General features: G+C 70.0%; 19 protein-coding genes and 2 tRNA genes. 8 read left to right on the forward strand and 13 right to left on the reverse strand.

The window, feature by feature from the left end; translation table 11 throughout:
• Nucleotides 1-29: 29 nt before the first annotated feature.
• Together ACIBNE_RS14525 and ACIBNE_RS14530 are read right to left on the reverse strand one after the other, a co-directional pair.
• A complete protein-coding gene (locus ACIBNE_RS14525; RefSeq protein WP_399271435.1) occupies nt 30-776 on the reverse strand; it encodes a YcnI family protein in 747 nt (248 codons plus the stop codon).
• 123 nt (nt 777-899) lie between these two features.
• Nucleotides 900-1,748, reverse strand: a complete 849-nt coding sequence (locus ACIBNE_RS14530) for a hypothetical protein (protein ID WP_399271434.1) — start codon at nt 1,746-1,748, stop codon at nt 900-902.
• A 199-nt stretch (nt 1,749-1,947) separates the two neighbouring features.
• On the opposite strand from ACIBNE_RS14530, the gene ACIBNE_RS14535 reads away from it, so the two are divergent.
• Complete coding sequence (locus ACIBNE_RS14535) at nt 1,948-2,391, forward strand: ATP-binding protein (RefSeq protein WP_399271433.1); 444 nt, start codon at nt 1,948-1,950, stop codon at nt 2,389-2,391.
• Nucleotides 2,392-2,430: 39 nt separating this feature from the next.
• Here the strand turns inward: ACIBNE_RS14535 and ACIBNE_RS14540 are convergent, their stop codons facing one another.
• Together ACIBNE_RS14540 and ACIBNE_RS14545 are read right to left on the reverse strand one after the other, a co-directional pair.
• Entirely contained in the window at nt 2,431-3,903 is a 1,473-nt protein-coding gene (locus ACIBNE_RS14540) for an aminopeptidase P family protein (RefSeq protein ID WP_399271432.1), read from the reverse strand.
• 157 nt (nt 3,904-4,060) lie between these two features.
• Nucleotides 4,061-5,602, reverse strand: a complete 1,542-nt coding sequence (locus ACIBNE_RS14545) for a PP2C family protein-serine/threonine phosphatase (RefSeq protein WP_399271431.1) — start codon at nt 5,600-5,602, stop codon at nt 4,061-4,063.
• 412 nt (nt 5,603-6,014) lie between these two features.
• On the opposite strand from ACIBNE_RS14545, the gene ACIBNE_RS14550 reads away from it, so the two are divergent.
• Together ACIBNE_RS14550 and ACIBNE_RS14555 are read left to right on the forward strand one after the other, a co-directional pair.
• Nucleotides 6,015-6,698, forward strand: coding sequence for a bifunctional DNA primase/polymerase (locus ACIBNE_RS14550; RefSeq protein ID WP_399271430.1), 684 nt, complete (start codon nt 6,015-6,017; stop codon nt 6,696-6,698).
• Nucleotides 6,699-6,844: 146 nt separating this feature from the next.
• Complete coding sequence (locus ACIBNE_RS14555) at nt 6,845-7,426, forward strand: hypothetical protein (RefSeq protein WP_399271429.1); 582 nt, start codon at nt 6,845-6,847, stop codon at nt 7,424-7,426.
• Between the two features lie 213 nt (nt 7,427-7,639).
• Here ACIBNE_RS14555 and ACIBNE_RS14560 read toward each other — a convergent pair whose 3' ends face one another.
• The 4 genes from ACIBNE_RS14560 to ACIBNE_RS14575 form a co-directional block, all read right to left on the reverse strand.
• The gene (locus ACIBNE_RS14560; RefSeq protein WP_399271428.1) at nt 7,640-8,608 is read right to left on the reverse strand and encodes a DUF5926 family protein; all 969 of its coding nucleotides are present in this window, start codon (nt 8,606-8,608) and stop codon (nt 7,640-7,642) included.
• Nucleotides 8,609-8,860: 252 nt separating this feature from the next.
• Nucleotides 8,861-9,526 (reverse strand): ATP-binding protein, encoded by a 666-nt coding sequence (locus tag ACIBNE_RS14565; RefSeq protein ID WP_399271427.1) that lies wholly within the window; start codon nt 9,524-9,526, stop codon nt 8,861-8,863.
• 173 nt (nt 9,527-9,699) lie between these two features.
• The gene (locus ACIBNE_RS14570) at nt 9,700-11,412 is read right to left on the reverse strand and encodes a DUF4157 domain-containing protein (RefSeq protein ID WP_399271426.1); all 1,713 of its coding nucleotides are present in this window, start codon (nt 11,410-11,412) and stop codon (nt 9,700-9,702) included.
• 124 nt (nt 11,413-11,536) lie between these two features.
• Nucleotides 11,537-12,343, reverse strand: coding sequence for a glycerophosphodiester phosphodiesterase (locus tag ACIBNE_RS14575; protein ID WP_399271425.1), 807 nt, complete (start codon nt 12,341-12,343; stop codon nt 11,537-11,539).
• Nucleotides 12,344-12,568: 225 nt separating this feature from the next.
• Between ACIBNE_RS14575 and ACIBNE_RS14580 the strand changes: the two genes are divergently transcribed.
• Together ACIBNE_RS14580 and ACIBNE_RS14585 are read left to right on the forward strand one after the other, a co-directional pair.
• Nucleotides 12,569-14,218, forward strand: a complete 1,650-nt coding sequence (locus tag ACIBNE_RS14580; protein ID WP_399271424.1) for a S1C family serine protease — start codon at nt 12,569-12,571, stop codon at nt 14,216-14,218.
• A 58-nt stretch (nt 14,219-14,276) separates the two neighbouring features.
• Nucleotides 14,277-14,361 (forward strand) — tRNA-Ser (locus ACIBNE_RS14585).
• A 447-nt stretch (nt 14,362-14,808) separates the two neighbouring features.
• Here ACIBNE_RS14585 and ACIBNE_RS14590 read toward each other — a convergent pair.
• On the reverse strand, nt 14,809-16,095 hold the full coding sequence (locus ACIBNE_RS14590) for a PIN-like domain-containing protein (protein ID WP_399271423.1): 1,287 nt from the start codon (nt 16,093-16,095) through the stop codon (nt 14,809-14,811).
• Nucleotides 16,096-16,383: 288 nt separating this feature from the next.
• Here ACIBNE_RS14590 and ACIBNE_RS14595 point away from each other — a divergent pair.
• Both ACIBNE_RS14595 and ACIBNE_RS14600 read left to right on the forward strand, forming a co-directional pair.
• Nucleotides 16,384-16,474: transfer RNA gene (locus ACIBNE_RS14595), tRNA-Ser, on the forward strand.
• 588 nt (nt 16,475-17,062) lie between these two features.
• Nucleotides 17,063-17,920: a hypothetical protein gene (locus tag ACIBNE_RS14600; protein ID WP_399271658.1), complete on the forward strand. Its 858-nt coding sequence runs from the start codon at nt 17,063-17,065 to the stop codon at nt 17,918-17,920.
• Here ACIBNE_RS14600 and ACIBNE_RS14605 read toward each other — a convergent pair.
• From ACIBNE_RS14605 to ACIBNE_RS14615, 3 genes are all read right to left on the reverse strand, one after another.
• A complete protein-coding gene (locus ACIBNE_RS14605; protein WP_399271421.1) occupies nt 17,911-18,756 on the reverse strand; it encodes an aldo/keto reductase in 846 nt (281 codons plus the stop codon). The genes ACIBNE_RS14600 and ACIBNE_RS14605 overlap by 10 nt on opposite strands.
• Nucleotides 18,690-19,901 carry a JmjC domain-containing protein gene (locus ACIBNE_RS14610; protein ID WP_399271420.1) on the reverse strand — a complete coding sequence of 404 codons (1,212 nt, stop codon included), beginning with the start codon at nt 19,899-19,901 and terminating at the stop codon, nt 18,690-18,692. The genes ACIBNE_RS14605 and ACIBNE_RS14610 overlap by 67 nt, the downstream gene beginning before the upstream one ends.
• A gap of 85 nt (nt 19,902-19,986) precedes the next feature.
• Nucleotides 19,987-20,142 carry a hypothetical protein gene (locus tag ACIBNE_RS14615; RefSeq protein WP_399271419.1) on the reverse strand — a complete coding sequence of 52 codons (156 nt, stop codon included), beginning with the start codon at nt 20,140-20,142 and terminating at the stop codon, nt 19,987-19,989.
• 790 nt (nt 20,143-20,932) lie between these two features.
• Here ACIBNE_RS14615 and ACIBNE_RS14620 point away from each other — a divergent pair.
• The gene (locus ACIBNE_RS14620; protein ID WP_399271418.1) at nt 20,933-22,273 is read left to right on the forward strand and encodes a transcriptional regulator; all 1,341 of its coding nucleotides are present in this window, start codon (nt 20,933-20,935) and stop codon (nt 22,271-22,273) included.
• A gap of 349 nt (nt 22,274-22,622) precedes the next feature.
• Here ACIBNE_RS14620 and ACIBNE_RS14625 read toward each other — a convergent pair whose 3' ends face one another.
• Entirely contained in the window at nt 22,623-22,829 is a 207-nt protein-coding gene (locus ACIBNE_RS14625) for a hypothetical protein (protein ID WP_399271417.1), read from the reverse strand.
• Nucleotides 22,830-22,841 lie beyond the last annotated feature (12 nt).

Here is a 22,841-nt window from a genome sequence, read left to right on the forward strand (position 1 = left end):
AAGAGGTATCCCAGTCGAGGAGGGGAACGTCAGGCTCGGGCGCGCCGACGGGAGGCAACGAAACCGAAGGCGAGCCCCGCGACGCCGACGACGATGCCGGCGATGCCGAGGGCGCGGGCGGTGGTGTCGCTGCTGTCGCCGTCGTCGGACGAGGCCGACTCCTCGGCGTGCGCGTCCTTCTCGCCCTTCTCGCTCTTCTCGTCCTTGGCCTCGGCACCCTTGGCACCGCCGCCGTGGTGGTCGTCGGACGCGGCGCTCAGTTTGAGCACGGGGGCGGGCAGGGCCGGCTCCTTGTCGCCCTGCGGCACCTCGATCCAGCGCACGACCTCGTTGTTGTCGTACGTCTGGAGCGCCTTGAAGACCAGCTCGTCGGCGTCCTCGGGGAGCTGGCCGACGGAGAGCGGGAACTGCTGGAACTCGCCGGGGCCGATCTTGCCGCCGGTCCAGGTGACCTTGGAGACGGCCTCGGTGATCTTCTTGCCGTGGATCTCCAGCGGCTTGGCGAGCTTGGCCTTCTCGACCTTGACGGTCCAGCCGGGGACCGGCTGCGGCATCACGGAGGCCAGCGGGTGCTCGGTGACGGGGAAGGACACTTCGAGCTTGTTGGTCGACGCCTTGTCGCGCTCGTTGGGCACCTTGAAGTTGATGGTGGCGTAGCCGCCCTTGGCGGCCTCGCCCTGCGGCTGCACGCTGACGTGCGCGACGGCGGGGCCGGCGAGGAGCAGGACGGTCGACGCGGCGACCGAGCCCGCCACCGCGATACGGGAAACGTTCATGGCAGAAACACTCCGCGGAAGAAGGGAGGGTGGGTGGTCCGGCGCGCGGGTGCGCGACGGCATCGCGACACCGCTCCCCCTGTCGTACGGAATCCAATCCCGTACGGAGTGCTGGGCGTCGCGTCAGGCTGCGAGGCGGTACGCGCGAGCGGGCGGACCGCGCCTGGTCACCGCGTGCTGGAGCGGGTTCCCCGGCGACGGCAGGGGCGCGTCGAGCGCGGTGCGCGGCGCCCGCGGGCCCCGCGGGGCACCGGCCAGTCCGGCGCGCAGCACCCGCACCAGCGCGAGCGCGGTGCGCAGCGCCCGCAGCCTGGCCCCCTGTGCGAGGGCACCGGCCGAAGCGGCCGACAGCCGGGCGACGCGGAACAGCGCGACCTCGCCGCGCCGCAGCAGCCAGCCCGTCACCAGCGCGGCCAGCAGGTGGCCCAGCACCATGGAGAGGCTGGGCAGCACGCCCCCGGCGACCGCGGCGGACGCCTGGTGCGCGGCCTGTCCCGCGGCCGCTGACGCCTGGTGGGCGGTGTGTCCCGCGCCCTGCGCGGGGGAGAGCCCGGCGTCCGTGACGATGCGCCGCGCCTCGATCGGGTCGATCTGCGCGGGCCCGGCGCCGCAGACGAGCTTGGCGGCGAGCCGGACGAACGAGTCGCCGCCCGAACCGCCCGCGCCGGCGGCCGCGGCGTCGAGGCCCGCGTGCCGCTGCCCGACGCCGAAGAGCGCGTGCAGCGCGAGCTGACCTGCGACCATGGCCGCCACGATCTGGCCCAGGGAGCGTTCCCGCCCGGCCAGCAGCGTCACCACCGCGAACATCCCGACGAATCCCACGAGCAGCGTCCACCACGGCACGGCCGCGCAGGCGGCCAGCACGTGTCCGGTCGCGGACAGCACGACGCAGACCGCGGTGAACACCGTGGCCCTCAGCAGTCGCAGTCCGGCACCGGCGCGCGCGGCGGGGTGGACGAGGGGGGTCGACATGGCGGGGCCATCATCGCACTGCGCCCCACCCGTTCACGCGGCAGGTCCGGAACGTCGGCTCTGTCCCCCGCCGCCCTACACCAGCGCACGGCGCGCGCACATCCGCCGTATGAGCGCTCTCACGCCGACCGGGGGCTTACGGAGGGCGTACAGCGGCAATACGTATCGATATGTCGAGCCGCAGCCAGGAGGCCGAAGCATGAGCATCTGGTGGTCCCTCCACTTGCGGCGCGAGGCGGCGAGCGTGCCGCTCGCCCGCCGTCTCCTGCTCGGTGCCATGGAGACGGCCGGGGTGGACCCGGAAGTCTCCTTCGACCTGTCGGTCGCGCTCAGCGAGGCGTGCGCCAACGCGGTCGAGCACGGCGGGGACGGCGCGGAGGGCGGCTACTCGGAGGCGTACCGGGTGACGGCGTACCTCGACGGCGAGAAGTGCCGCATCGAGGTGGCCGACTCGGGGCCGGGCTTCGCCCCGCGCCGGGGCCGGGCCCCGGCCCACGAGAGCGAGGAGAGCGGCCGCGGGCTCTGTCTGATCGAACAGCTCGCCGACCACGTCCACTTCAGGAGCAGGCCGGGGCAGGGCGCCGTGGTCAGCTTCGACAAGATCCTCAAATGGCGGGAGGGCGCGCTGCTCGGCGTCGTGTGACGTCCCGAGCGGCGCGCCCTCCCGGCGCGGTCCGGCGGATCAGCCCTTGAGCGCGGCCATCCACGCCTCGACCTCGTCCGAGCGGCGCGGCAGCGCGGCGGAGAGGTTCACGTTGCCGTCCTCGGTGACCAGGATGTCGTCCTCGATCCGGACGCCGATGCCGCGGTACTCCTCCGGCACGCTCAGGTCGTCGGCCTGGAAGTACAGGCCCGGCTCGACGGTCAGGCAGACGCCGGGCTCCAGGATGCCGTTGACGTACGACTCGGTGCGCGCGGCGGCGCAGTCGTGGACGTCCATGCCGAGCATGTGGCCCGTGCCGTGCAGCGTCCAGCGGCGCTGGAGGCCCAGCTCCAGGACCTTCTCCACGTCCAGGTCGCCCAGCAGGCCCCACTCGACCAGCTTGGTGGCGAGCACGCGCTGCGCGGCGTCGTGGAAGTCGCGGAACTCCCCGCCCGGCTTGACGGCGGCGATGCCCGCCTCCTGGGCCTCGTACACCGCGTCGTAGATCTTGCGCTGGAGCGGCGTGAAGGTGCCGTTGATCGGCAGCGTGCGGGTCACGTCGGCGGTGTAGAGCTCGGTGGTCTCCACGCCGGCGTCGAGCAGCAGCAGGTCGCCGGAGCGGACCGGGCCGTCGTTGCGCACCCAGTGCAGGGTGGTGGCGTGCGGGCCCGCGGCGCAGATGGAGCCGTAGCCGATGTCGTTGCCCTCGACGCGGGCGCGCAGGAAGAACGTGCCCTCGATGTAGCGCTCGCTGGTCGCCTCGGCCTTGTCGAGGACCTTCACGACGTCCTCGAAGCCGCGCGCGGTGGCGTCGCAGGCCTTCTGGAGCTCGGCGATCTCGAAGGCGTCCTTCACCAGGCGCGCCTCGGAGAGGTAGACCCGCAGCTCCTCGTCGCGCTCGGCGGTGACCTTGTCGGTCAGCGCGGCCTCGATGCCCGCGTCGTGCCCGCGCACGGCGCGCACCGGGCCCGTGGCCTCCTTCAGCGCCTCGGCCAGCTCGCGGACGTCCTTCGCGGGGAGCCCGAGCAGCTGCTCGGCCTCGGCGAGGGAGTTGCGGCGGCCGACCCACAGCTCGCCCTGGCCGTCGAGCCAGAACTCGCCGTTCTCGCGGTTGGAGCGCGGCAGCAGGTAGATCGTGGCCTCGTGGCCGTCCGCACCCGCGGGGCTCTTCGGCTCCAGCACCAGCACGCCGTCGTGCGTCTGGTCGCCGGTCAGGTAGGCGTACTCGGTCGAGGCGCGGAAGGCGTACTCGGTGTCGTTCGAGCGGGTCTTCAGGTTGCCCGAGGGGATGACGAGGCGCTCGCCGGGGAAGCGCGCGGAGAGCGCGGCGCGGCGGGCCGCGGTGTGCTCGGCCTGCGCGATCGGCGCGAGGCCGGTCAGCTCGGTGTCGGCCCAGCCGGACTTCATGGACTCGGCAAGCTCGTCGGACACGCCCGGGTACAGGCCGTTCTTCCGCTGCTTGATCGGCTCTTCTTCGGTCTCCGGGGTCTCCGGGTTGAGCTCGTCAGCCACGACGTTTTCTCCTAGGTACGACGCTGGGGCCCTGCCGGGTCCCCGTCCATCGTACGGGCGTACGGGAAGGGGACCAGAGGCAGAAGACCCTGGACACCGCGTTCCGGGAGCTCGCGCGGCACGGTGCGCGGGCCGGTGCGCCCCCCCCCGGCGCCGCTCACTCGAAGCGGGCCGCCAGCAGCACCGCGTCCACCCCGTCGTCCACCGCGTCCCGCTCCTCGGGCAGCACGGCCCGCAGCACGTGGTCCGCGATGGCCCCGGGGTCGTCCCTGACGGCCTTCGGCACGCTCGCCGCCGCCGCGTGCAGCCGCGCGAAGGCCCGGTCCATGGGGTCCCCGGTCCTGCGCAGCAGCCCGTCCGTGTAGAGCAGCACCGTTTCTCCGGGCTCGGGGGAGAGCTCCACGCTGGGCGCCTCCCAGCAGGAGAGCATCCCCAGCGGCGCCGACAGCGAGGTCTCCACGTACTCCGTGCGCCGCTCGCCGACCAGCAGCGGCGGCGCGTGCCCCGCCCCGGCCAGCACGATCTTGCGGCGGGCCGGCTCGCAGTAGGCGAACAGCGCGGTCGCCGAACGCGCGGGCTCGGTCAGCCGCAGCAGCAGCTCCAGGTCGGACAGTACGGCGACGGGGTCCTCGCCCTCCATCACCGCGTACGCCCGCAGCGAGGCCCGCAGCCGTCCCATCGCGGCCAGCGCGCTCGGCCCCGAACCGGTCACCGAGCCGACGGTCAGGCCCAGCGCCCCCTCCGGCAGCGGCAGCGCGTCGTACCAGTCGCCGCCGCCGCGCGGTCCCGTGCGGTGCCGCGCTGCGAGCTGCACCCCGGAGACCCGCGGCAGCCTGCTCGGCAGCAGTTCCTCGGCGACGTCCGCGACCCGGGCGCGCGCCCGCTCCAGCTCCACGAGCCGGGCCAGGTGCTCGGACGCGTAGCGGGCGTACAGCCCGACGAGGTGGCGCTGGCGCCCGGTGGGTTCGGCCGGTTCGTCGTACAGCCAGACGGCGGCGCCGAGCTTGCCGGCCGTCCCGGTGGCGAGCGGCACGGCGTAGCTCGCGCTGTAGCCGAGGCGCGCCGCGACCTCGCGGTGGCGCGGGTCGAGGGCCTCGTCGCCCAGCAGGTCGGGCACGGCGACCGGCTCGGGCAGCGTCGCTCCGTCGGTGCCGGTGCCGGTGCCGGTGCCGGTGTTCGCGAGGTCGTCCAGGTCGTCGAGCACCCGGCCGAGCGCGGAGGAGTGGCGGGGGACGGTCTCGATGTGGCCGAGGTCCGCGTGGGCGAGCCCGAGGCCGACGGTGGTCACGGGCCCCTGTCCGTCGGCCGGTTCGAGGACGACGAGGCCGCGGCGCGCGCCGACGAGCGCCGACCCGGCCCCGAGCAGCTCGCGCAGCGCGTCCTGGAGGGTCCCGGTCCTGGTCAGGCGCTCGGTGAGTTCATGGAGCGTGGTGAGGTCCGAGACCCAGCCGGCCAGCCGGTCCTGGATGAGGACGCCGGGTCCCGCGGGGCTGCCCGCCCTGGCCTTCGCCGCGGCAGTGTGCGCGGGGGCGGGAACTGTCGGATCGAATCCGGCCACTTTCGGCAGATGTGGGGTAGTCATGCCGGCCGGCTTTCCAGCTGGAGCGTTTCCCGAAATAGCATCGCAAACCCCCATGTCATTCTGCGCCGCCACGAGTGGATCCACATGTACACGCACATGTAAGGGGATGTCCAGCATTGTCAATAGGGGACTTGTGGTGTCTGCGGGACTGCTAAGTTGGCTGGAAAAAGCACCCGACAGCGCTGGTGCACGGTCGACTGAGGGCGTTCAACACGGCGTCGTTCGCGACGTGTTGGGTACCTAAACGGTGAGGGCAAGAGCAGTTGCGGCTGCTGAGGAACCTGGCACCGGGCCTGGGCGTCTTAACCCCTGACGGCCGCGCCCACACCCCCGAGTGGCGGGGTTTCGCACTCCGGGGACGGCATGTGCGAGCGCACTGGCACACCGGACCCCTCGCCATGCACGAGGCACTGGAATCCGTACAGCACAGCCTGGCAAGGCATGTACGCACCGTGAAGTGTTGTGCACGCGGCGTGACGCGCGTGATGTGATGTGGACCTCGGCGTTCAACGGAAAGGAACGAGCGCTCATGCGCGAGATCCTCGGAAGGCGACGCAGGCTCCGGTTCTGGCGCAAGGGGAGTCCTGCCCAGCTCGAAGCGGCGCTGACCTGCGCCGTCGCATGGCAGTGGCCGGTGCTCCCCGGCGTGGGGCTGAAGTCTGCGGGCGGCCGCGGCGACCGCGGGCGCGGCTGCGCCTGCCCCGACCCCGAGTGCGCCGTGCCCGGGGCGCACCCCTTCGACCCGGGGCTGCTCGCGGCCTCGACCGACGAGCGCATGGTCCGCTGGTGGTGGACCAACCGCCCGACCGCCCCCGTCGTGCTCGCCACCGGCGGGCACGCCCCGTGCGCGGTGAGCCTGCCCGCGATGGCGGGCGCGCGGGCGCTGGCCGCGCTCGACGCGATGGACGTGCGGCTCGGCCCGGTCGTGGCGACGCCCACCCGGTGGTCGCTGCTGGTCGCCCCGTACTCCCTGGAGCAGCTGGGCGAGCTGCTGCACACCCAGGACTGGGTGCCGGGCTCGCTGCGGTTCCACGGCGAGGGCGGCTATCTGATGCTGCCGCCGTCCGAGACCGGCGCGGGCCAGGTGCGCTGGGAGCGGGCCCCGCTGGAGGGCTCCGCGACGCCGTGGCTGCCCGACGTGGAGGCCGTTGTGGAGGCGCTCGTCGAGGCGAGCGTCAGCACGCCGGACGGCGGAAGCAGGCTCGCGTACTGACCGGCGCGCCGACGCACCCGCGTGCGCGGGGAGGACTGCGGGAAGGGCAGCCCTCACTCGTACGGGTGTGAGCGGGCACCGGATCTGCGGGAATTGGGCGCGCGGCAGCCCGGCTGCCGCGTTCGCGCCGATATCTTCGGCAGACCATGAATCTCCGCATGATCGGGCTCGCGACGGTGGTGGTGTGCACCGCGCTGCTGCCGCTGGCCGCCTCCGCAGGACAGGCCGGATCCGGTTCGGAAACCGGGTCCGGGCTCGACCCCGTCCTGGACCCCCTGCTCGGGTCCGGGACGTCCGACGCGGAGCCCGGGAGGCCCGCGGAGCCCGCCGGGTCCACCGCCGCGTCCGCCGCGCCCCGCGCCCCCTCGCGTCCCCCGTTCGGCCCCACGTCCCGGTGCGGTCCCGAACTGACCTCTCCGGACGGGATCGAGGCGCAGACCTGCGTGCTGTCCGAGGGGCGCGACACCTGGGCGCGCACGTACTACCGGAACACGACCGGCGCGGAACTCGACTCCGTACTCACGCTGATGGCTCCCGCGGGGCGGACCGTGCGGGTCCACTGCGAGGTGACGGCGGCCGACGAGCCGGGCGCGTGCGAGACGCCGCGTGAGGCGACGGCCGGCGGGGCGGGGGCGTACACGGCGGTGGCGGAGTTCGCCGACGCGACGGGCGAGGGGCCGCTGCTGCTGAGGTCGGGGAGCAACTCGGCCGCACCGTCTGAGCGTTGACGCGGGGTCCGGCCGTGGGCGGGGCGGGCTCCGCCCGGAAACGTAAAGGGCCCGATCGCTGGCGACGGGGGATGCACCAGCGACCGGGCTTCTAGAACGGTAACAAGAGATCTGCGGTTCGCAAATTCGATCTCGGCTATTCGGACAGGCATTTACCTGCCATTACGGGGAGTTGTGACCGGAGTCACCGGCATCTGTCCCGCTTCGTCACCGTCAGCTGAGGGTCACCTGGCGGTTGGTGAGCCCGCCGCGCGCCCGCCGCTCGTCCGCCGTCAGCGGGGTCGGCTCGGCCAGCGCACCCGCCAGGCGCTCGGCGAACGCGGCCGCCGGCTTCTCGCACTCGTCGGCGCCCATGCCGGTCGGCAGGTCCCAGACGGGGACCACGAGACCGTGCGCGCGGAACGACCCGACCAGGCGCGTTCCCTCGCCGAGCGAGGACAGACCGGCCGCGTGCAGCCGGGCCAGCGCGTCGAGCAGCTTCTCCTCGGGGTGCAGCATCACCCAGCGCAGGTGGTTCTTCTCGGGCGTCTCGCACCAGTAGGCGGCGTCCACCCCGGCGAGCTTCACGGTCGGGATCGCCGCCTCATTGGCGCGTTCCAGTGAGGCGGACACCTCGGGCGTGGCGTTCTCCGCGTCCGGAATCCAGAATTCGAAGCCCGTGTGCACGACCGGCTCGAAAGCGGCGTCCGCGTCGAGGAGGTCCTGGAGGCGCGGACCGTCCGCGTCGGCGCGCCCGGCGGCGACCGGGCTGCCCGGCTCGGCGGTCAGCGCGCGCCCCAGGGTGTCGGCCAGGTCGCGGCTCAGGTCGCCGGACGAGGTGTCGTTCTGGAGCGCGAGCAGGACGGTGCCGTCGTCGCGGCGCAGTGCGGGCCAGGCCATCGGGAGGACGGTCGCCAGCTGTACGGACGGCACGCCGTCGGGCAGCCCGTCCTTGAGCGTGAGCTCCACCGTCGCCGCGGGCACCAGCTCGCGCAGGGCCACCCAGTCGGCCTCGCCCGGCAGCCCGTCGAAGGGGCGCTGGACCAGCTCGGTCACGGCGTGCGCGGCGGCACGGCCGTGACACGCCTTGTAGCGGCGGCCGGAGCCGCACGGGCACGGTTCGCGGGCCCCGACGACCGGGATCTCGCCATCCTTGAGCTGCGGCTTCCCGGCGGCCTTGGTCTGGGGACGCTTCTTGGCCATGTGAGGCTTTCTCCCGAGTGCGTACGGCGGTGCAGTGTCGGGCGCGAGCCTAGCCGGAACGGGGCGCGCCGGGCCTCATCAGCTCGGGCCGGACGCGGCCCCGCACGTCCACGCGGGTTCAGACCGCGCGGCCCCGCACGTCCTCGGGAGTCCGGGCCGCGCGGCTCCGCACGTCCTCGCGGGTTCCAGCCGTGCGGCCCCGTACGTCCTCTGGGAGTCCGGGCCGCGCGGCCCCGTGCGGCCTCGTCGGCGTCAGTCCAGGTCCTCGTACGCGTCCAGGAGGTCGTACCCGCCCCGCCCGTCGTAGCCGCCGCCACCACCGCCACCGGCAGCGGCCGCGGTCGCTGCCGCGGCGGACGGGCCCGTGACGCGCGTAGCGAAGTCCTCGCGCCGGTGCCCCTCCGTGACGAGCACCCAGACGGTGACCTCGCCCGCGGCGTTGTCCCGTACGCCCCACTCCTGGGCGAGGGCGCCGATGATGGTGAGCCCCCTGCCGCCGTGCGCTGTCACCGACGGTGTGGCCGGAACCGGTCGGGTCGGACCGCCCCCGTCCGTCACCTCTACGGTCAGCCCGCCCGCTCCGTCCACGTGCCACGCGGCCCTGACATCGCCGTCGCCGACCTCGCCGCGCCCCAGCGGCCTGCCGTGCCGGCAGGAATTGCTGAGCAGTTCGGAAAGGATCAGTACGGCATCGTCGACGACCGATTCGGCCATCCCCGTGCTGCGCAGGTCCTCGCGCAACCGGTGCCTCGCCTCTCCCACGCCCGCAGGGCCATGGGGAACGGCCATGCTCGACGACGTGGGCACCTTCTGTGCCACCACCAACGCCACCCCCGAGACCTCCTTCGCCCCACGCCAACGAGTCAATGCCCCAATGGACTGGACCGGAAACCGGCCAACCCCTGGTCGGTGACGCACTCGGGACGATCGAACACGGACCGAATGCGCCGGGGCACTCCCTGTGACGGCAGGTGCGGGCGGTACGAGAGGTACGGGGCGCGAGCACCGGGGCGGTGCGGGCGACCGGACGCCCGGTCCGGTCGCCCGCCGCGACGGACCCCGGTCCTGCCGGGGCCGTCGGCACCGGTGCCCTACTTCTTGAAGTTCCTGACCTTGAACTCGCTGTCCTCCTGCAGCGCGGCCTCGTTCGCCTGCTTGTAGTTGGCTTCCAGGACCGAGGGGATGCCCGCGTAGTTCAACGCGCGGTCCACCCTGCCGCGCAGCTCGGCCCAGCCCTCGGTGTCGTCGTCGGCCAGCGTGACGCGGGCGAGCTTCTGGAGCTCGGCCCTGGCCTTCCTCCGCGCGGCGGCGGCGCCCTTGTTCCCCGCGACGGCGTCGTCCTTCAGGAAGGCGTTGTTCCGGAGCTCGGTGAGCACCTTGATCTGCTGCTCCTGCGTCTTGCCCGCCTTCTCCTCCTCCATGGACAGCACGAGGCCGTCGTTGCGGTCGCCCTCGGCCCGGTACTCGGGGAAGTCCTGGAAGTCCGGCATGCTGAGCCGCTTGAGCAGCGTGCTGATCGGCTCGATCCGGCCGTTGCGGCCGCCCGGGTCGACGCCGCCCACGAGGTGGTCGGGGACGTAGGTGACGAGGCTCCCGCCGACCGCGAAGGCGGACACCTGCTGGAGCCAGTCGCCCCTGACCTCGTACTGGTCGGAGTCCTTCGACTTGTCGACGTTCTGGTTCAGCTTGCGCGTGTCGGTGACGTCCTTGGTCTGCGCCTCGCTGACCGCGTTGTTGGTCACCTGCTGGTAGACGTAGAGCGGGACCAGGAACGAGCGGACCATCGACGTGGTCTTCGAGTCGATGGCGCCCTTCGTCTTGCCGCGGTTCTTCTGGTCCTGGTACGTGCGCATGTAGTGCATGGAGCGCCACGGACGGCCCATGTTCAGCCAGGCGCCGTCCTTCTGGTTCACGAGGTCGATGGCGCCGTCCTCGTGCTGGTGGACGTCCTTGAAGCCCTTCTTGGCGTCCGACACGGGGACCGGCTGGAAGACGGTCTGGTAGACCCGGACGCAGGTCTCCCCGCCGCTCTCCTCGGTCTCGATGTCGCCCCGGTTGGTGAGGGACTTCTTGTTGGCGACCTCCGCCACGTAGCTGGGCTCCTGGTGGACCGCGCGCTGTACGGAACCGGTCGCGGGGGTCCCGGCCGGTCCTGCGGCGGACCCGGCGCGCTGCACGGGGGCGGCGCCGCTCATGACGCGGGTGGCGTTGGCCTCGGCCTCGCGTTCGAAGCGGTCGGACGGGTCGGAGACCTTCAGGCCGTTCCCGTCGTCCGTGCCCGCGACCGGGCCCTGCCGCTGCTGGATGACGTGGGTCAGCTCGTGGGCCAGGGTGTGCTTGTCGCCGCCGCCCTCGCCGATGACCACATGGGAACCGGAGGTGTACGCACGGGCACCGACCGCCGCGGCGGACGCCTTCGCGGCGCTGTCCGTGTGGACCCGTACGTCGGAGAAGTCGGCGCCCAGGCGCGCCTCCATGTCGCTGCGGGTCCCCTCGTCCAGGGGGCGGCCGCCGGTGCGCAGGACGTCGTGGACGGCGGAGCGCTGCACGGCGGCCTGGTTCGCCCGGTCGGCCTGTTCCGTCTGTCCCGCCTGTTCCGTCTGGTGTCCGCAGCCGCCTGTGTGCTGGTGCTGCTCGGGCTGCGCCCCGGGGTGCCCGCCCCGGCGGAGCATCTGGAGGACCGCGGCGTTCCCGGCCGTGGCCTGGAGGCCGAGCACGGCGTCGAGGGCGCGCCGCGGTCCGGGGGAGGGCGACGAGGCGGGGGAAGGGGCCTTCTCGGCCCCGGTGTTCTTGTGGTGGTGCACGGGGGATCTCTCTGCTGGGCCTGTTTTCGACAGCTCCTTCTGGATACGTGGCGGAGAACCGCCTCTGCCAGGTACGGCCGGGTACTACGGGGTGAACAGACGGGCAATGTCCGGACAGGGGCCGCTATGCGCGCCCCAGCTGCGTCAGCACCTGCCTGGGGCGGTTGGTGATGATCGCCTCGACGCCGAGGCGGGCGCAGAGCTCGACGTCCTCGGGCTCGTTGACGGTCCAGACGTGGACGCGGTGGCCCGCGCGGTGCAGCCGGGCGATGTAGCCGGGGTGGTTGCGGACGATCCGGATGCCGGGCCCCGCGATGCGGGCCCCGGCGGGCAGCCGCCCGTCGCGCAGCCTGGGCGTCACGAACTGCATCAGGTAGACGGTGGGGATGGTGGGCGCCGCGGCCGCGACGCGGTGCAGCGAACGCGCCGAGAAGCTCATGATCCGTACCGGGGAGTCGTCCGGATCCGGTGCGTCGAGACCGAACCTCTTCAGGGTCTGCATCAGCCGCTCCTCGACCTGTCCGGCCCAGCGCGTCGGATGTTTGGTCTCGATGGCCAGTTCGATGCGGCGGCCCGCGTCCGCGACGAGTTCGAGCAGGCGCTCCAGGGTGAGTACGGAGGTGAAGTCGCGGTCCCAGTCGGGGCTCTCGTCCGGGTCCTTCCAGGAGCCGAAGTCGAGCGCGGCGAGGTCGGCGAGCTCCAGGGCGGAGACGGCGCCGCGGCCGTTGGACGTGCGGTTCACCCGGCGGTCGTGGACGCAGACGAGGTGGCCGTCCGCCGTGAGGCGCACGTCGCACTCAAGGGCGTCCGCCCCGTCCTCGATGGCCTTCTTGTAGGCGGCCAGGGTGTGCTCGGGCGCGTCCTCCGACGCGCCGCGGTGGGCGACCACCTGGATCGCGGAGTGCGTGTCTTGCTGCCGTGCATGGGTCACCGCGTCATGGTGGCAGGGCGGAGCGGTCGGACGCACTGGGGATGCGCCCGTTTTGTCGGAGATAAAGGATGGCAGGCGGATACACAGGTCCCGCTTACCGTGGTCTGACGCCCCGTGGGAAAAGCTTTATGACAGACACGTGCACAGCGGGAACTCGTACCGACCTCATGCCGAGACCAGCCGAGATCAGCCCGAGATCAGCCGTGGAACCGAGGAGAGAGAGCTGTGAGCACCGAGAACGAGGGCACCAACGCGGGTACGAACGCGGGTCCGACGCCCCCGGTCGCCCCCAGCGTCCCGTCAGCGCCCCCGGCGCCCGCGGCCGCGCCCGCCGGTGAGCCCGCAGGCGCCTTTGCCGCGGCCGAGCCGGTGAGCGAGCAGCCCGCGCGGCCGCACCCCCAGTCCTCTGCGGCGCCGCAGCCCCCGACGGCGCCGCAGACCCACGCCCCGGCCGCGCCCCCGGCCGCGCCGCAGACCCAGGCCCCCGCCGCGCCCCCGGCCGCTCCCCCGGCCCCGGCGGCTCCGCCCGTGGCCGCCGCCCCCGTGAACCCCGCCGCTCCGCCGACCCCTCCCCCGGCGGACGCGGCGTGGCCTCCCCCGCCCCCGGCGCAGCCCGCGTACGGCGCGGGCGGCACCGGCGGTGACCCGTACGGCGGCGGTGGCGGCGCGTACGGCGGCGGTGGCGCGTCCGGTGGTGGCGGCGGTCCCGTGTGGGGCGCCTCCGCGCCCGCCCCGTCGGACGCACCGCGCAAGCGCGCGGGCGGCCTGGTCGCGACGGTCCTCGCCGCGGCCCTGGTCGCGGGCGGCATCGGCGGCGGCATCGGGTACTGGGCCGCTGACCGCAACGACCGCGTCGAGTCGAGCGGTTCGACCACGGTCTCGGCGGGCGACAGCCCGGCGGACCTGAAGCGCGAGCCCGGCACGGTCGCGGGCGTCGCGGCCAAGGCGCTGCCCAGCGTCGTCACCATCCAGGCGTCGGCGGGCGACGGCGAGGGCGGCACGGGCACCGGCTTCGTCTACGACCAGCAGGGCCACATCCTCACCAACAACCACGTGGTGGCGTCGGCGGCGAACGGCGGCGAGGTCTCCGCGACGTTCTCGAACGGCAAGAAGTACGCGGCCGAGGTGGTCGGCCGCGCCCAGGGCTACGACGTGGCCGTCCTGAAGCTCAAGAACCCCCCGGCGGGCCTGACCCCGCTGCCGCTCGGCAACTCCGACAAGGTCGCGGTCGGCGACTCGACCATCGCGATCGGCGCGCCCTTCGGCCTCTCCAACACGGTCACGACGGGCATCGTCAGCGCCAAGGACAGGCCGGTGGCGTCGGGCGACGGCCAGAGCAACAAGAACTCGTACATGAGCGCGCTCCAGACGGACGCCTCGATCAACCCGGGCAACTCGGGCGGCCCGCTGCTCGACGCGCGCGGCGCGGTGATCGGCATCAACTCCGCGATCCAGTCGCCGGGCGGCGGCGGTTTCGGCCAGTCGCAGGCGGGCTCGGTGGGCCTCGGCTTCGCGATCCCGATCAACCAGGCGAAGAACGTCGCGGAGCAGCTGATCAAGACGGGCAAGCCGGTCTACCCGGTGATCGGCGCGACGGTCGACGTCTCGCGCAAGAACCTGGACGGCGCCACGATCCCGACCCAGGGCCAGGGCGGCGGCCCCGCGGTCACCCCGAACGGCCCGGCGGCGAAGGCAGGCCTGAAGGCGGGCGACGTCATCACCAGGCTGAACGACACGGTGATCGACAGCGGCCCCACGCTGATCGGCGAGATCTGGACGTACAAGCCGGGCGACAAGGTCAAGGTCACCTTCGAGCGCGACGGCAAGCAGCAGACCGTGGAGCTGACCCTGGGCCAGCGTGAGGGCGACGACTGACCCGGACCCGATAGTCTGTCCCCGCGCCACCACGAGCCGCACGCGGCAGGTGGCGCGGGGTGGGTTGCCCGAGCGGCCTAAGGGAACGGTCTTGAAAACCGTCGTGGCGCGAGTCACCGTGGGTTCAAATCCCACACCCACCGCGTAGCAGGTCAGAGGCTTGCAGGTCAGAAGGGGTGCCCCTCTCCAGAGGGGCACCCCTTCTGCATGACCGTGTCCCACCCTGTTCCGGCTGTGTCCCACTGTTGACCAGCGCGTGCGGCCAACCTGCGGCCAGGATTCACGGCCCGTGGGCTCCTCCTCTTGCTTGGCCAACCCAGGCCGATCAGAGGCCCCCACTGCCAGGCCGCTGTAGCGAAGTTGAGTATGGCGGCCCTGCCTGCCCGCTACGCTTATGGGTATGAACGGCCACGAACGACCTTAGATCATGCCCTGACGGGCCCTTCGTGCTGTTCCGACTCAGTTGGCAGTCGACGTCGATCGACTGTCCGGATGGATGACTCAGCGGCCTGCCGGACAACTGTGGTACCCATAAAATCCATTGAAGGGATTTCTGGGGCTGCATCGAGTCGAGCCAACCGCCGAGAATGTCATAGATCATCATCGCTGGAGCTGCGAACGCCGACTTCTCTCATGACTCGAAGGAAGGCGGAGATCAGCTTATCGGGGGAGTCGCCAAGCTCCCACGTGACATGGTGGATAACCGTACTGTCGGGGGCGACCTTAAGGAAGTGTTTGGCTTTAGCGGTAAAGCCTGCTGGAGAGACAATAAGAAGTCCAGACAAGTCTGCGGCCGTCGCGATTGCCTGTGCCTGGGCTGCGAAGTTAAAAGTCAGTAGGCGTGACGCATGCTTGACTTCGACACCGATCCTTCCGTGTGTGCGCTCTTTGAGCAGGAAATCGGGTGCGATCTCGGCGTGTTGGTTGGTCGCTTGCAGCCCTAGAAAAACTTCCTTCAGTATCGAGAATACCGCGTGTTCGTAATCAAGGTATATTTGCGGATCGAACGAGGAGGCGCGGGTGACTTGTCGAATCGCTTCCTGGGAAACCGGCTTATGAAGAACCCTTGAGCTGCGACTGAGGAACGCGGGAAGTCGCTGCTGATAGTACGTGAATCCAGCTTTCTGCATTTCCCGGACCAGTTCTACGCGAGGGCCAATCGTTCTACCGCTCTGCTTCCTGTACCAATCCTCCTTCACGTCATTTGTGATTAGTAGGACCTTTTTGTTGCCCGGCAGTGACTTTAGGTAATCTATAAGTTCGAACCAAAGGATTGCGTCCCCGTGCTTATTTTCCTCTTTCTTCTTGTCGAGATAGCCCGGCGGTATCTCTTGTTCGTAACGCCTCGCGGCCTCCTCTTCGTACTTTGATTTAACTTCTTCCGATGGTGGTTCCCCCATGCGCCCGTCTAGAAGGGACTCCCACTTTTCAAGGATGGAATCCGCACGCAGGGCATCTTCGAGCTTTTCGTCGCGACCCTCACTCAGATTCTTTACTAGGTCAATGGCGTCACTGATGTGACGTATGATTTTTGATTTCTCTGCATCGGTCACAACGGGATGAGCGGAGAGCGTCTTGAGGTGTTCTTCAATCTTCTCCTTCGCGTCATTGAGAGGCTTTTGTATGTTGTTGTAAACTTTATCCTCTCCACTGATCACATTTGGTCGATTCTGGAAAAACTCCCACCCTGCTTGGTAGGGGACCCAGATCCGCTCTTGCAGGTCGCCCAATACGGAAAAAACTTGGCCTCTGGTCTCGGCGTCTAGTCGATATGGCGCCAGTAGGACGTTTGCGTCGAGGACAATCAATCCTTCCCTGATGAATTCTTCATAGTCTCTATCGTTCGGCGTGTAATACTCACTGAAAGAGTTCTTCATGTTTGTCTTTCTGATTTACGACTAAGGGGTACCGTCAAGGATCACGCTCCTGGAGTGCCGCTGCAACCGTTTTGTGTGAATTGGCGAAAAAACCGAGGGGTGGTCATCGCTGCCGCGTCCATCTGGCGCCATTCGAAACACGCGATCCCAGGGGCCTGGCCCTTCACGACCTCATGCTGCCGCTGGCACGACTCCCGTAGGGGCAGGAGGGAGAGCGTTTGAAGGGGCACGTGGCCATCCTCTGGCCAACAAGACGCCTGTGAGGCGGACCGATTGGCCTGCCCCGCAGGTCGGAAGCCCTTTTGCTACGGGCAACCGGATGGTCTTGAAAACCGTCGTGGCAGCGATGTCACCGTGGGTTCAAATCCCACACTCACCGCAGCAGGTCAGAGAAGTAGCAGGTCAGAGGGCGCGAACCCGATCCGGGTCCGCGCCCTTCCTGTTCGCCCCGTCTCACCCAGGACCGGCCCTGTACCGCCTTTGACCAGGGTGTGTGGGCCATACGTGGGCCAGGATCGTCACTCGTCCTCGGCTTCCAGACCCTCCTGGATGAGGCGGTTGGCGTGCGCCGACCCGCCCCAGGCGTGGAAGGTCAACTGATCGTCGGTCGTTCGAAGACAGCTCCCTCACCCGCCAAAACCCATGCTCAACAAGCCTCGTCCCCGTCCGTACGGGGGTGGTCCGTTCTTGCGCCGCGCCGGCTGGGACGAGATGGAGTCCGCTCCGCGCAGGCGGAGATGGTCCAGGCTAGGGCGCGATCATCGAGGCCTGCTAGCTATGGTCCCCGCGTGCGGGGGGTCGCCCCGAGCTGTTTGCCGCTCCCAATAGACGTCTGTTGCCCCGCCCAGCCAGCTTCCAGCACCCTCTGCGAGATCTCTGGCCTCTCGTGATGGACGAGACACCCGCGAAACGGGAAGTTGCTCTGCCCTGGGACTGCTACGGTTTCCCGCTCGCCGAGGAGGTCGTGATGACTGAACCCCTGCCCGTCGCTGCTCGCGTGGATCTTCGCCGTCAGTCCGTCGATCACGTGCTGGAGTTGGTGGAACAAGCCCTGCACATCCGGTTGGACCGGGACGCCCTGGTGCGCAAGCGCCGTTCCCTGGGCGGTCGTACGGAGCAAGGGACGTGGGTGCGCATCGAGCGCCGGGGGTTCGAGCGGATCGGGCCGCAGGGGTGGAACGGGACCGAGGCCGCCGCTGTGTTGCAAGGCGTGTCCATGCCTGAGTGGTACCGGGGTTTGGCGTGGCGCGAGCTGGGCGAGCCGGTGATGTGGCGTGCCGATGAGCTGGAACTGATCGCGTCGCCGTCCGTGGGGAAGGGCGCCCTGGTGCTCGAAGACCCGGACCTGCCAGAAGCGTGGTGGGCAGAGCTGAACGCTTCCCTGGACGCGCTCGCCGTACAGCAGACACCGAGGATCGCGACCCCGGACACGGTGACGATCACGCAGGAGCTGGTGACGCGGACGCTCGGGGAGGTCTTCCCGGGGGTGGCCGATACGCGGATCGAGCGATGGGCTCCCGCGCACGCCGATCTCACGTGGGCCAACGTGATGGGGCCCGAGTTCTCGATCATCGACTGGGAGGACTGGGGCATGGCGCCGCGCGGCCTGGACGCCGCCACGTTGTGGGGCAACGCGCTCGCCGTCCCCGCGCTCGCGGACCGCGTTCACCGGGAGAGGCGCGCGGACTTGGAGAGCAGGGACGGCCGGTTGATGGCGTTGTTCTTCCTGGCGAAGATCGTCGGCCCGCATGCGTACGAGGAAGACCCGCTGCTGACGCCCGCCCGCAAGGAGGCCGAGCGCCTGGTGGTCGAGCTTCAGTCCTGACGACGGTCGCGGAGCACGTCCAGGTACTGGCTGACAGCGGAGGCGTCGATCTCTGCACCCAGGGCTTGGACGAGCTGCGCGAGGTGACCGGGGTCGTCGGTGCCGACCGCCACGGCGGCGGTTTCGGGCAGGTGGAACGCGGCACGGAACGCAGCCTGTACGCGGGAGAGGCCGACGTGCGGCGGTCGTAGGAAGGGCCGTGGGTCGAAGCCTTCCCACACCTGCTCGCCGCCCCCGCCGAAGGGGCTCATTCCCCACGTCTCGGTGGCCCGCCAGTTGGTACGGAGGTGGTCCGCAGCGTCGAGGATGTCGATCCCGACGAGGAACCCGGCCCGGACCATGAGGACGTCCGGGGACGGAAAGCCATTCAGTCGGAGCGCGGCGAGTGGCCGAGGGTCCCAGGAAGACATCCCCCAGGCCCGGCAACGCCCCTCTTGGGCCATGCCGTTGAGCGTCGCGCACGCTGCCCCGAGCAGGTCGTGACCCTCAGCGGGAGACAGGCCCACGAGGCTCCGCTCAGGGTTGTGAAGGAGCACGGTGTCGGGCTCGACTCCAAGTTCCCTGTTCGCCTTCTCGACAGCCAGGCGCAGGCGAGCCGGATCGAGGGAGTGCTCACTGCCTTGGGCGCCTTGGAAGAATCCCACCTTCGTGGACACGTCGAACTTCGTCAGCAGGTCGGCTGCGGATTCGGCCAGCACGCTGTGCGAGCGGAAGCCGAGATAGGGGGCAGCGGTGTCCAGCGCTGTGACGCCGAGATCGAGCGCGGCCGTCAGGATGTTCCGTTGGTGACGAGACCGGTGTAGGCCGAGGACAAGGCGGGCGTCAGTTCCGTGCACAGTTCCTCCTCCACCAGAATCTCGGCGAGCCGTTCCACGTCGACGCCGGTCGTTTCGGCGGCGGTTGCGATCTCGACGGGGTGGCCGCTCAGCAGCAGGGCGAGCGCGGGGTACGCCTTATTGGCGAAGGAGAGCTTCTTGCCCGCCGCGAGGACGTCGACCGTGTCGCGATGCTGCTCGATCACGGGCTCGAAGTCGGTGATGCAGACGACCGACGAGGGCTTGCCGAACAGTCCGGTGGCGGGCACGTGCCGCGCGGCGCGGCGTTCCCGTTCGCGGGCGTCGAGGAAGTCCTGCGGCGACAGTTCGGCAGCCATCCCGGCGACGGCGTCCGCCAGGAGCCGCTGTTGCCCCTCCCACTGGCTGGGGGAGTTCCAGCGGTCCAGGTCGTACCGGAACAGCTCCTTCGTGCGGGAACGATCGGCGAGCCAGTCCAGCCAGTTCACGCCGACGCGCTTCACGATGCCGAAGGTGGCGTGGAGGCTGTAGCCGTCGCCCTGGTCGGCCCGGGTTGCTTGGTGCCAGAACCCGCGCGGGATGTGCATGACGTCGCCGGGCCGCATGACTCCCTGCCACACGATCTCTTCGCTGGGCTCGGAGTTGGGAGCCGCGTCCCGGTACATCGGCACCTTGCGCGAGGCGCCGCGGACCTCCCAGCTCTTGTGGCCGGCGAGCTGGACGATGACGACGTCGTGGTCGTCCCAGTGGAGCTTGAAGCCGCCGGCGTCCTGCGTGGTGAGGTACGTGTTCACCTGGACCAGCTCGTGGGCCCACCACTGGAGCGCACGGCACGCGGCTTCCATCGTCGGGTCGAAGAAGTCCACCTCGTCCAGGACCATCGTGCATCCCTCACGCATCAACGCACCGACACGGCGCATGTCCGCCATGGGGATGGCCTGCCCCCGCCGGGTGACGGACGGGGTGATGTAGCGGCCGGGGTGCAGTTCGGAACCGTCCTGGAAGATGCGGAACTGCGGCGTGGAGAGGCTGCGGCGCATCACGAGGTCCAGCAGCTTGGCGGGGTTCATTAGGCGGTCGAGCAGTTCGGGATCTTCGATCGTTCCCCGGACGAAGGCTGTGCCGAGCAGGCCGGGCCCGTTCCAGCCCAGTGCCTTTTCGAGCGCGCTGACGAAGCGGTGGTGCATCTGTTCCTCCGGTCTGAGGTGTGGAGAGAAGGCGGGGCCCGCCGCGGACGACGGGCCCCGGTGGTGCTTCTGCGTGCTGGTGGCGCTACTCCTGGGGGAGGTTCAAGCCGTCGCGGTTGTCGCCGTCGTCCCCCGCCGAGGTTCCGGTGGGGTCGGACTCCGCCGCTTCGGCGGTGAAGCGGTTCTGGACCTCGATCAGACTCTCGACTCCGATCAGGAGGTCTTCCTTCTGCGCTGTCATCCGGGTATCTCCCATTCCTGGTCGACCAGGGCCAACGGCTGTCGGCCCAGCCCTGTGAGGGCGTACCTCGCCCGACTCCGTGCCTTCCGGAGCCGCCGAGGAGCTGAGGATGGTGGTCAGTCGATGGGTTCACCGGCGAGTGCCAGGGCGACCACGACGAAGGTGACCGCCACGAGGTAGAGCAGGCCGGCGAGACGCTGTCTCCAGCCGCGTAAGAGAACCCTCACGGCGTGGCCTCGATGTGCTCGGCCCTGGTGGTCCATTCGATGCCGCACTTCGGACGGATGTGCGCGACGCGGATCACTCCGTCACTGTGCAGTTCGTGAGTGACGGCCTGGAGGATGCCTTCATCCCTGCTTGCCCGTCGCGAACCTTCCGGTTGATCAAGGGGTGTTGTTCGTACCCCGAGTGGTCGACCGGGTATGTGCCGGGCCTGCCGACCTCAGTGCGCCACCGACGAAGAGCAGCCAGAACAGTCTGCGAAGGGGCACGGATCAGCGCTGTGTTCAACGGCCGCATTCCGTCGCGCGGCGAGGACTGGGCCTTGGGCATGACGACCTCCTGACACAGAGGGGGAGGGGGCAGCGGGCCGCAGTAGTGCGGGGGCTCGGCCTGCGATCCGCTGCGAGGGGAACACCTGCCGGGGCCACCAACACCACGCGGTGCGTTGACCATTCAAGGTCGGCCGCATCAGCAGGAGAACGTTTCCAGGGGGTTCCCCCGGGCGTAGAAACCCCCCGTTTCTCCTACCGGGAGTAACCTGCTGGCTACGATTTGAGGGGAGGGTGGAATGTCTGACCCGTTAGCCCTGCACCCGCTGACGTACGTGCGGCAGGTCAGAGGGTGGGGGAAGAACGAGTTAGCCAGGCTCATGCGTGAACGTGGCGCTGAGCTGGGCATACCGCTGGCGACCAATCGCACCACCGTGTGGAAGTGGGAGCAGGGCCAAGAGCCCGACGCCGATGCTCGAACAGTGCTCGCGGATCTGCTCGGAGTTCCCTACGACTACGTGCGCACGGAGTCGTGGCCGCGGTGGCTCCCCGCTTGGGAGTCGACTGCTCTTATCGCGCCATGGACCCCGGCGGGTACCGTGAAAGTATTCGCTGATCTCGTCAGGAGTGGGCACATGGATCGTCGAGGTTTCCTGTCCATCACCGGTGCCGCGTTGACCGGCGTTGCCGCCAACTGGGTCGAGGCACCAGAGGCGTTCGCCTCGGCGCTCGAAGGAGACCGCGTGACGGACGAGATGGTTTCCACCATCGAGCGCCGCGTCGAAACGCTCCGTACGCTCGATGACCAGATGGGCGGGGCGCGCCTCCTGGACCAGGCGACCAGCGATCTCGCACTCGTCACCAGTCTGCTCGGCAACGCCAGCTACACCGGGGCCGTCGAGCGACGGCTCTACGGAACGGCGGCGAGGGTCTCGTACCTCGCTGGCTGGATGGCCTACGACAAGGGGCTTCGTTCCCTGGGACAGCGCTACTACGTGGGCGCCTTGCGCAGCGCGCGCACCGGGAAGGACGACGGCTTCGGCGCCTTCGTGCTGGCCGAGATGGGCGTCCACGTCTCCGACATCGGCGACACCGCGACACGCGTGAAGCTCATCGGCACGGCGATCGACAACGCGCCGGCCGCCATGCCGCCGGGTGCGTCTTCGTACCTCTACCTGCATCAGGCCGAAGCGCTGTCGCGAGACGGTCAGCACGAGGCGGCGGGCAAGGCGTTGAACCAGGCCTACGACCTCTGGAGCACGCACCGCGAGGGAGACTGCCCCGACTGGCTCGGCTGGTACGGCGAAGCGCAGCTCAAGTCCACCGAGGGAAAGATCATGCTGCGCTCCGGCTACCCGGAGAAAGCGACTAGCGCTCTGGCCGTGGCAGTCGAGCAGGCTGTTCCCCGCGACCGTGCCGTACGGTCCGGACGCCTTGCGACCGCGCGTCTGGCAGCACGTGACCTCGACGGCGCCCTGGACGCCGCGAACGTCGGCCTGGCGCTGCTGGAGAGCAAGGTGCGGTCGGACCGGGCGCACGTACGCCTGAAGAAGTTCAGCGGCCACCTCGAACCGCACGCCACCGCACCGGCCGTACACGAGTTCCGCGACCGGCTCCGGGCTCTCCCTGTTGCCGCCTGACGCCGCCTGACGCCGCAAGTCGCCGTCAGTGGACCAGATGTGGACCGGAGGGCATCGCGAGAGGGCCGGGGAGCGGGGGACGCGCAGGTCAGCCACGGTAGGGATGCTTTCCGCAGCACCCTCTTGAAAACCGTCGTGGCGCGAGTCACCGTGGGTTCAAATCCCACACCCACCGAGGTGGTTGAAGGCCCCTGACCAGCAACATCGGTCGGGGGCCTTCGGTGTGCGCGGTGCCCGTCCGTGGCCGTGGTTCCCCGTGCGTGCCCCGTTCAACGGGCACGGACAGGGCGCGGCTCCGACGGGGCTCGGGTTCGGCTTGCGCCCGTTCGCGCGCTGGCGCTGAGGGGCTTTACAGGTTGTCGTCGCGTTCCAGGATCAGACTGATCGAGCCGTCTTCGAGGTTGATGCCGCCCTCAAGGTGCTCGTGGTAGCCGTCCCGGAGCTCGGGATCGGAGAGGCTTACGAGCCGCTCGGCCAGGTCTCGCAGACCGGCGGCATTCGCTGCGACGGTGATCTCGGCGCCGGAGCCGTACACCTTGATCTTTGGTTCATCCATGCCGGCACGCTA

Origin of the sequence: Streptomyces sp. NPDC050504 (assembly GCF_044458065.1) — a bacterium.
Taxonomy (GTDB): Bacteria; Actinomycetota; Actinomycetes; order Streptomycetales; family Streptomycetaceae; genus Streptomyces.

Coding starts and splice junctions, on each gene's coding strand:
- ACIBNE_RS14525 (WP_399271435.1), bottom strand. CDS start 776: ATGAACGTTTCCCGTATCGCGGTGGCGGGCTCGGTCGCCGCGTCGACC.
- ACIBNE_RS14530 (WP_399271434.1), bottom strand. CDS start 1,748: ATGTCGACCCCCCTCGTCCACCCCGCCGCGCGCGCCGGTGCCGGACTG.
- ACIBNE_RS14535 (WP_399271433.1), top strand. CDS start 1,948: ATGAGCATCTGGTGGTCCCTCCACTTGCGGCGCGAGGCGGCGAGCGTG.
- ACIBNE_RS14545 (WP_399271431.1), bottom strand. CDS start 5,602: ATGCTGGACATCCCCTTACATGTGCGTGTACATGTGGATCCACTCGTG.
- ACIBNE_RS14550 (WP_399271430.1), top strand. CDS start 6,015: ATGCGCGAGATCCTCGGAAGGCGACGCAGGCTCCGGTTCTGGCGCAAG.
- ACIBNE_RS14555 (WP_399271429.1), top strand. CDS start 6,845: ATGAATCTCCGCATGATCGGGCTCGCGACGGTGGTGGTGTGCACCGCG.
- ACIBNE_RS14560 (WP_399271428.1), bottom strand. CDS start 8,608: ATGGCCAAGAAGCGTCCCCAGACCAAGGCCGCCGGGAAGCCGCAGCTC.
- ACIBNE_RS14590 (WP_399271423.1), bottom strand. CDS start 16,095: ATGAAGAACTCTTTCAGTGAGTATTACACGCCGAACGATAGAGACTAT.
- ACIBNE_RS14600 (WP_399271658.1), top strand. CDS start 17,063: ATGACTGAACCCCTGCCCGTCGCTGCTCGCGTGGATCTTCGCCGTCAG.
- ACIBNE_RS14610 (WP_399271420.1), bottom strand. CDS start 19,901: ATGCACCACCGCTTCGTCAGCGCGCTCGAAAAGGCACTGGGCTGGAAC.
- ACIBNE_RS14615 (WP_399271419.1), bottom strand. CDS start 20,142: ATGACAGCGCAGAAGGAAGACCTCCTGATCGGAGTCGAGAGTCTGATC.
- ACIBNE_RS14620 (WP_399271418.1), top strand. CDS start 20,933: ATGTCTGACCCGTTAGCCCTGCACCCGCTGACGTACGTGCGGCAGGTC.
- ACIBNE_RS14625 (WP_399271417.1), bottom strand. CDS start 22,829: ATGGATGAACCAAAGATCAAGGTGTACGGCTCCGGCGCCGAGATCACC.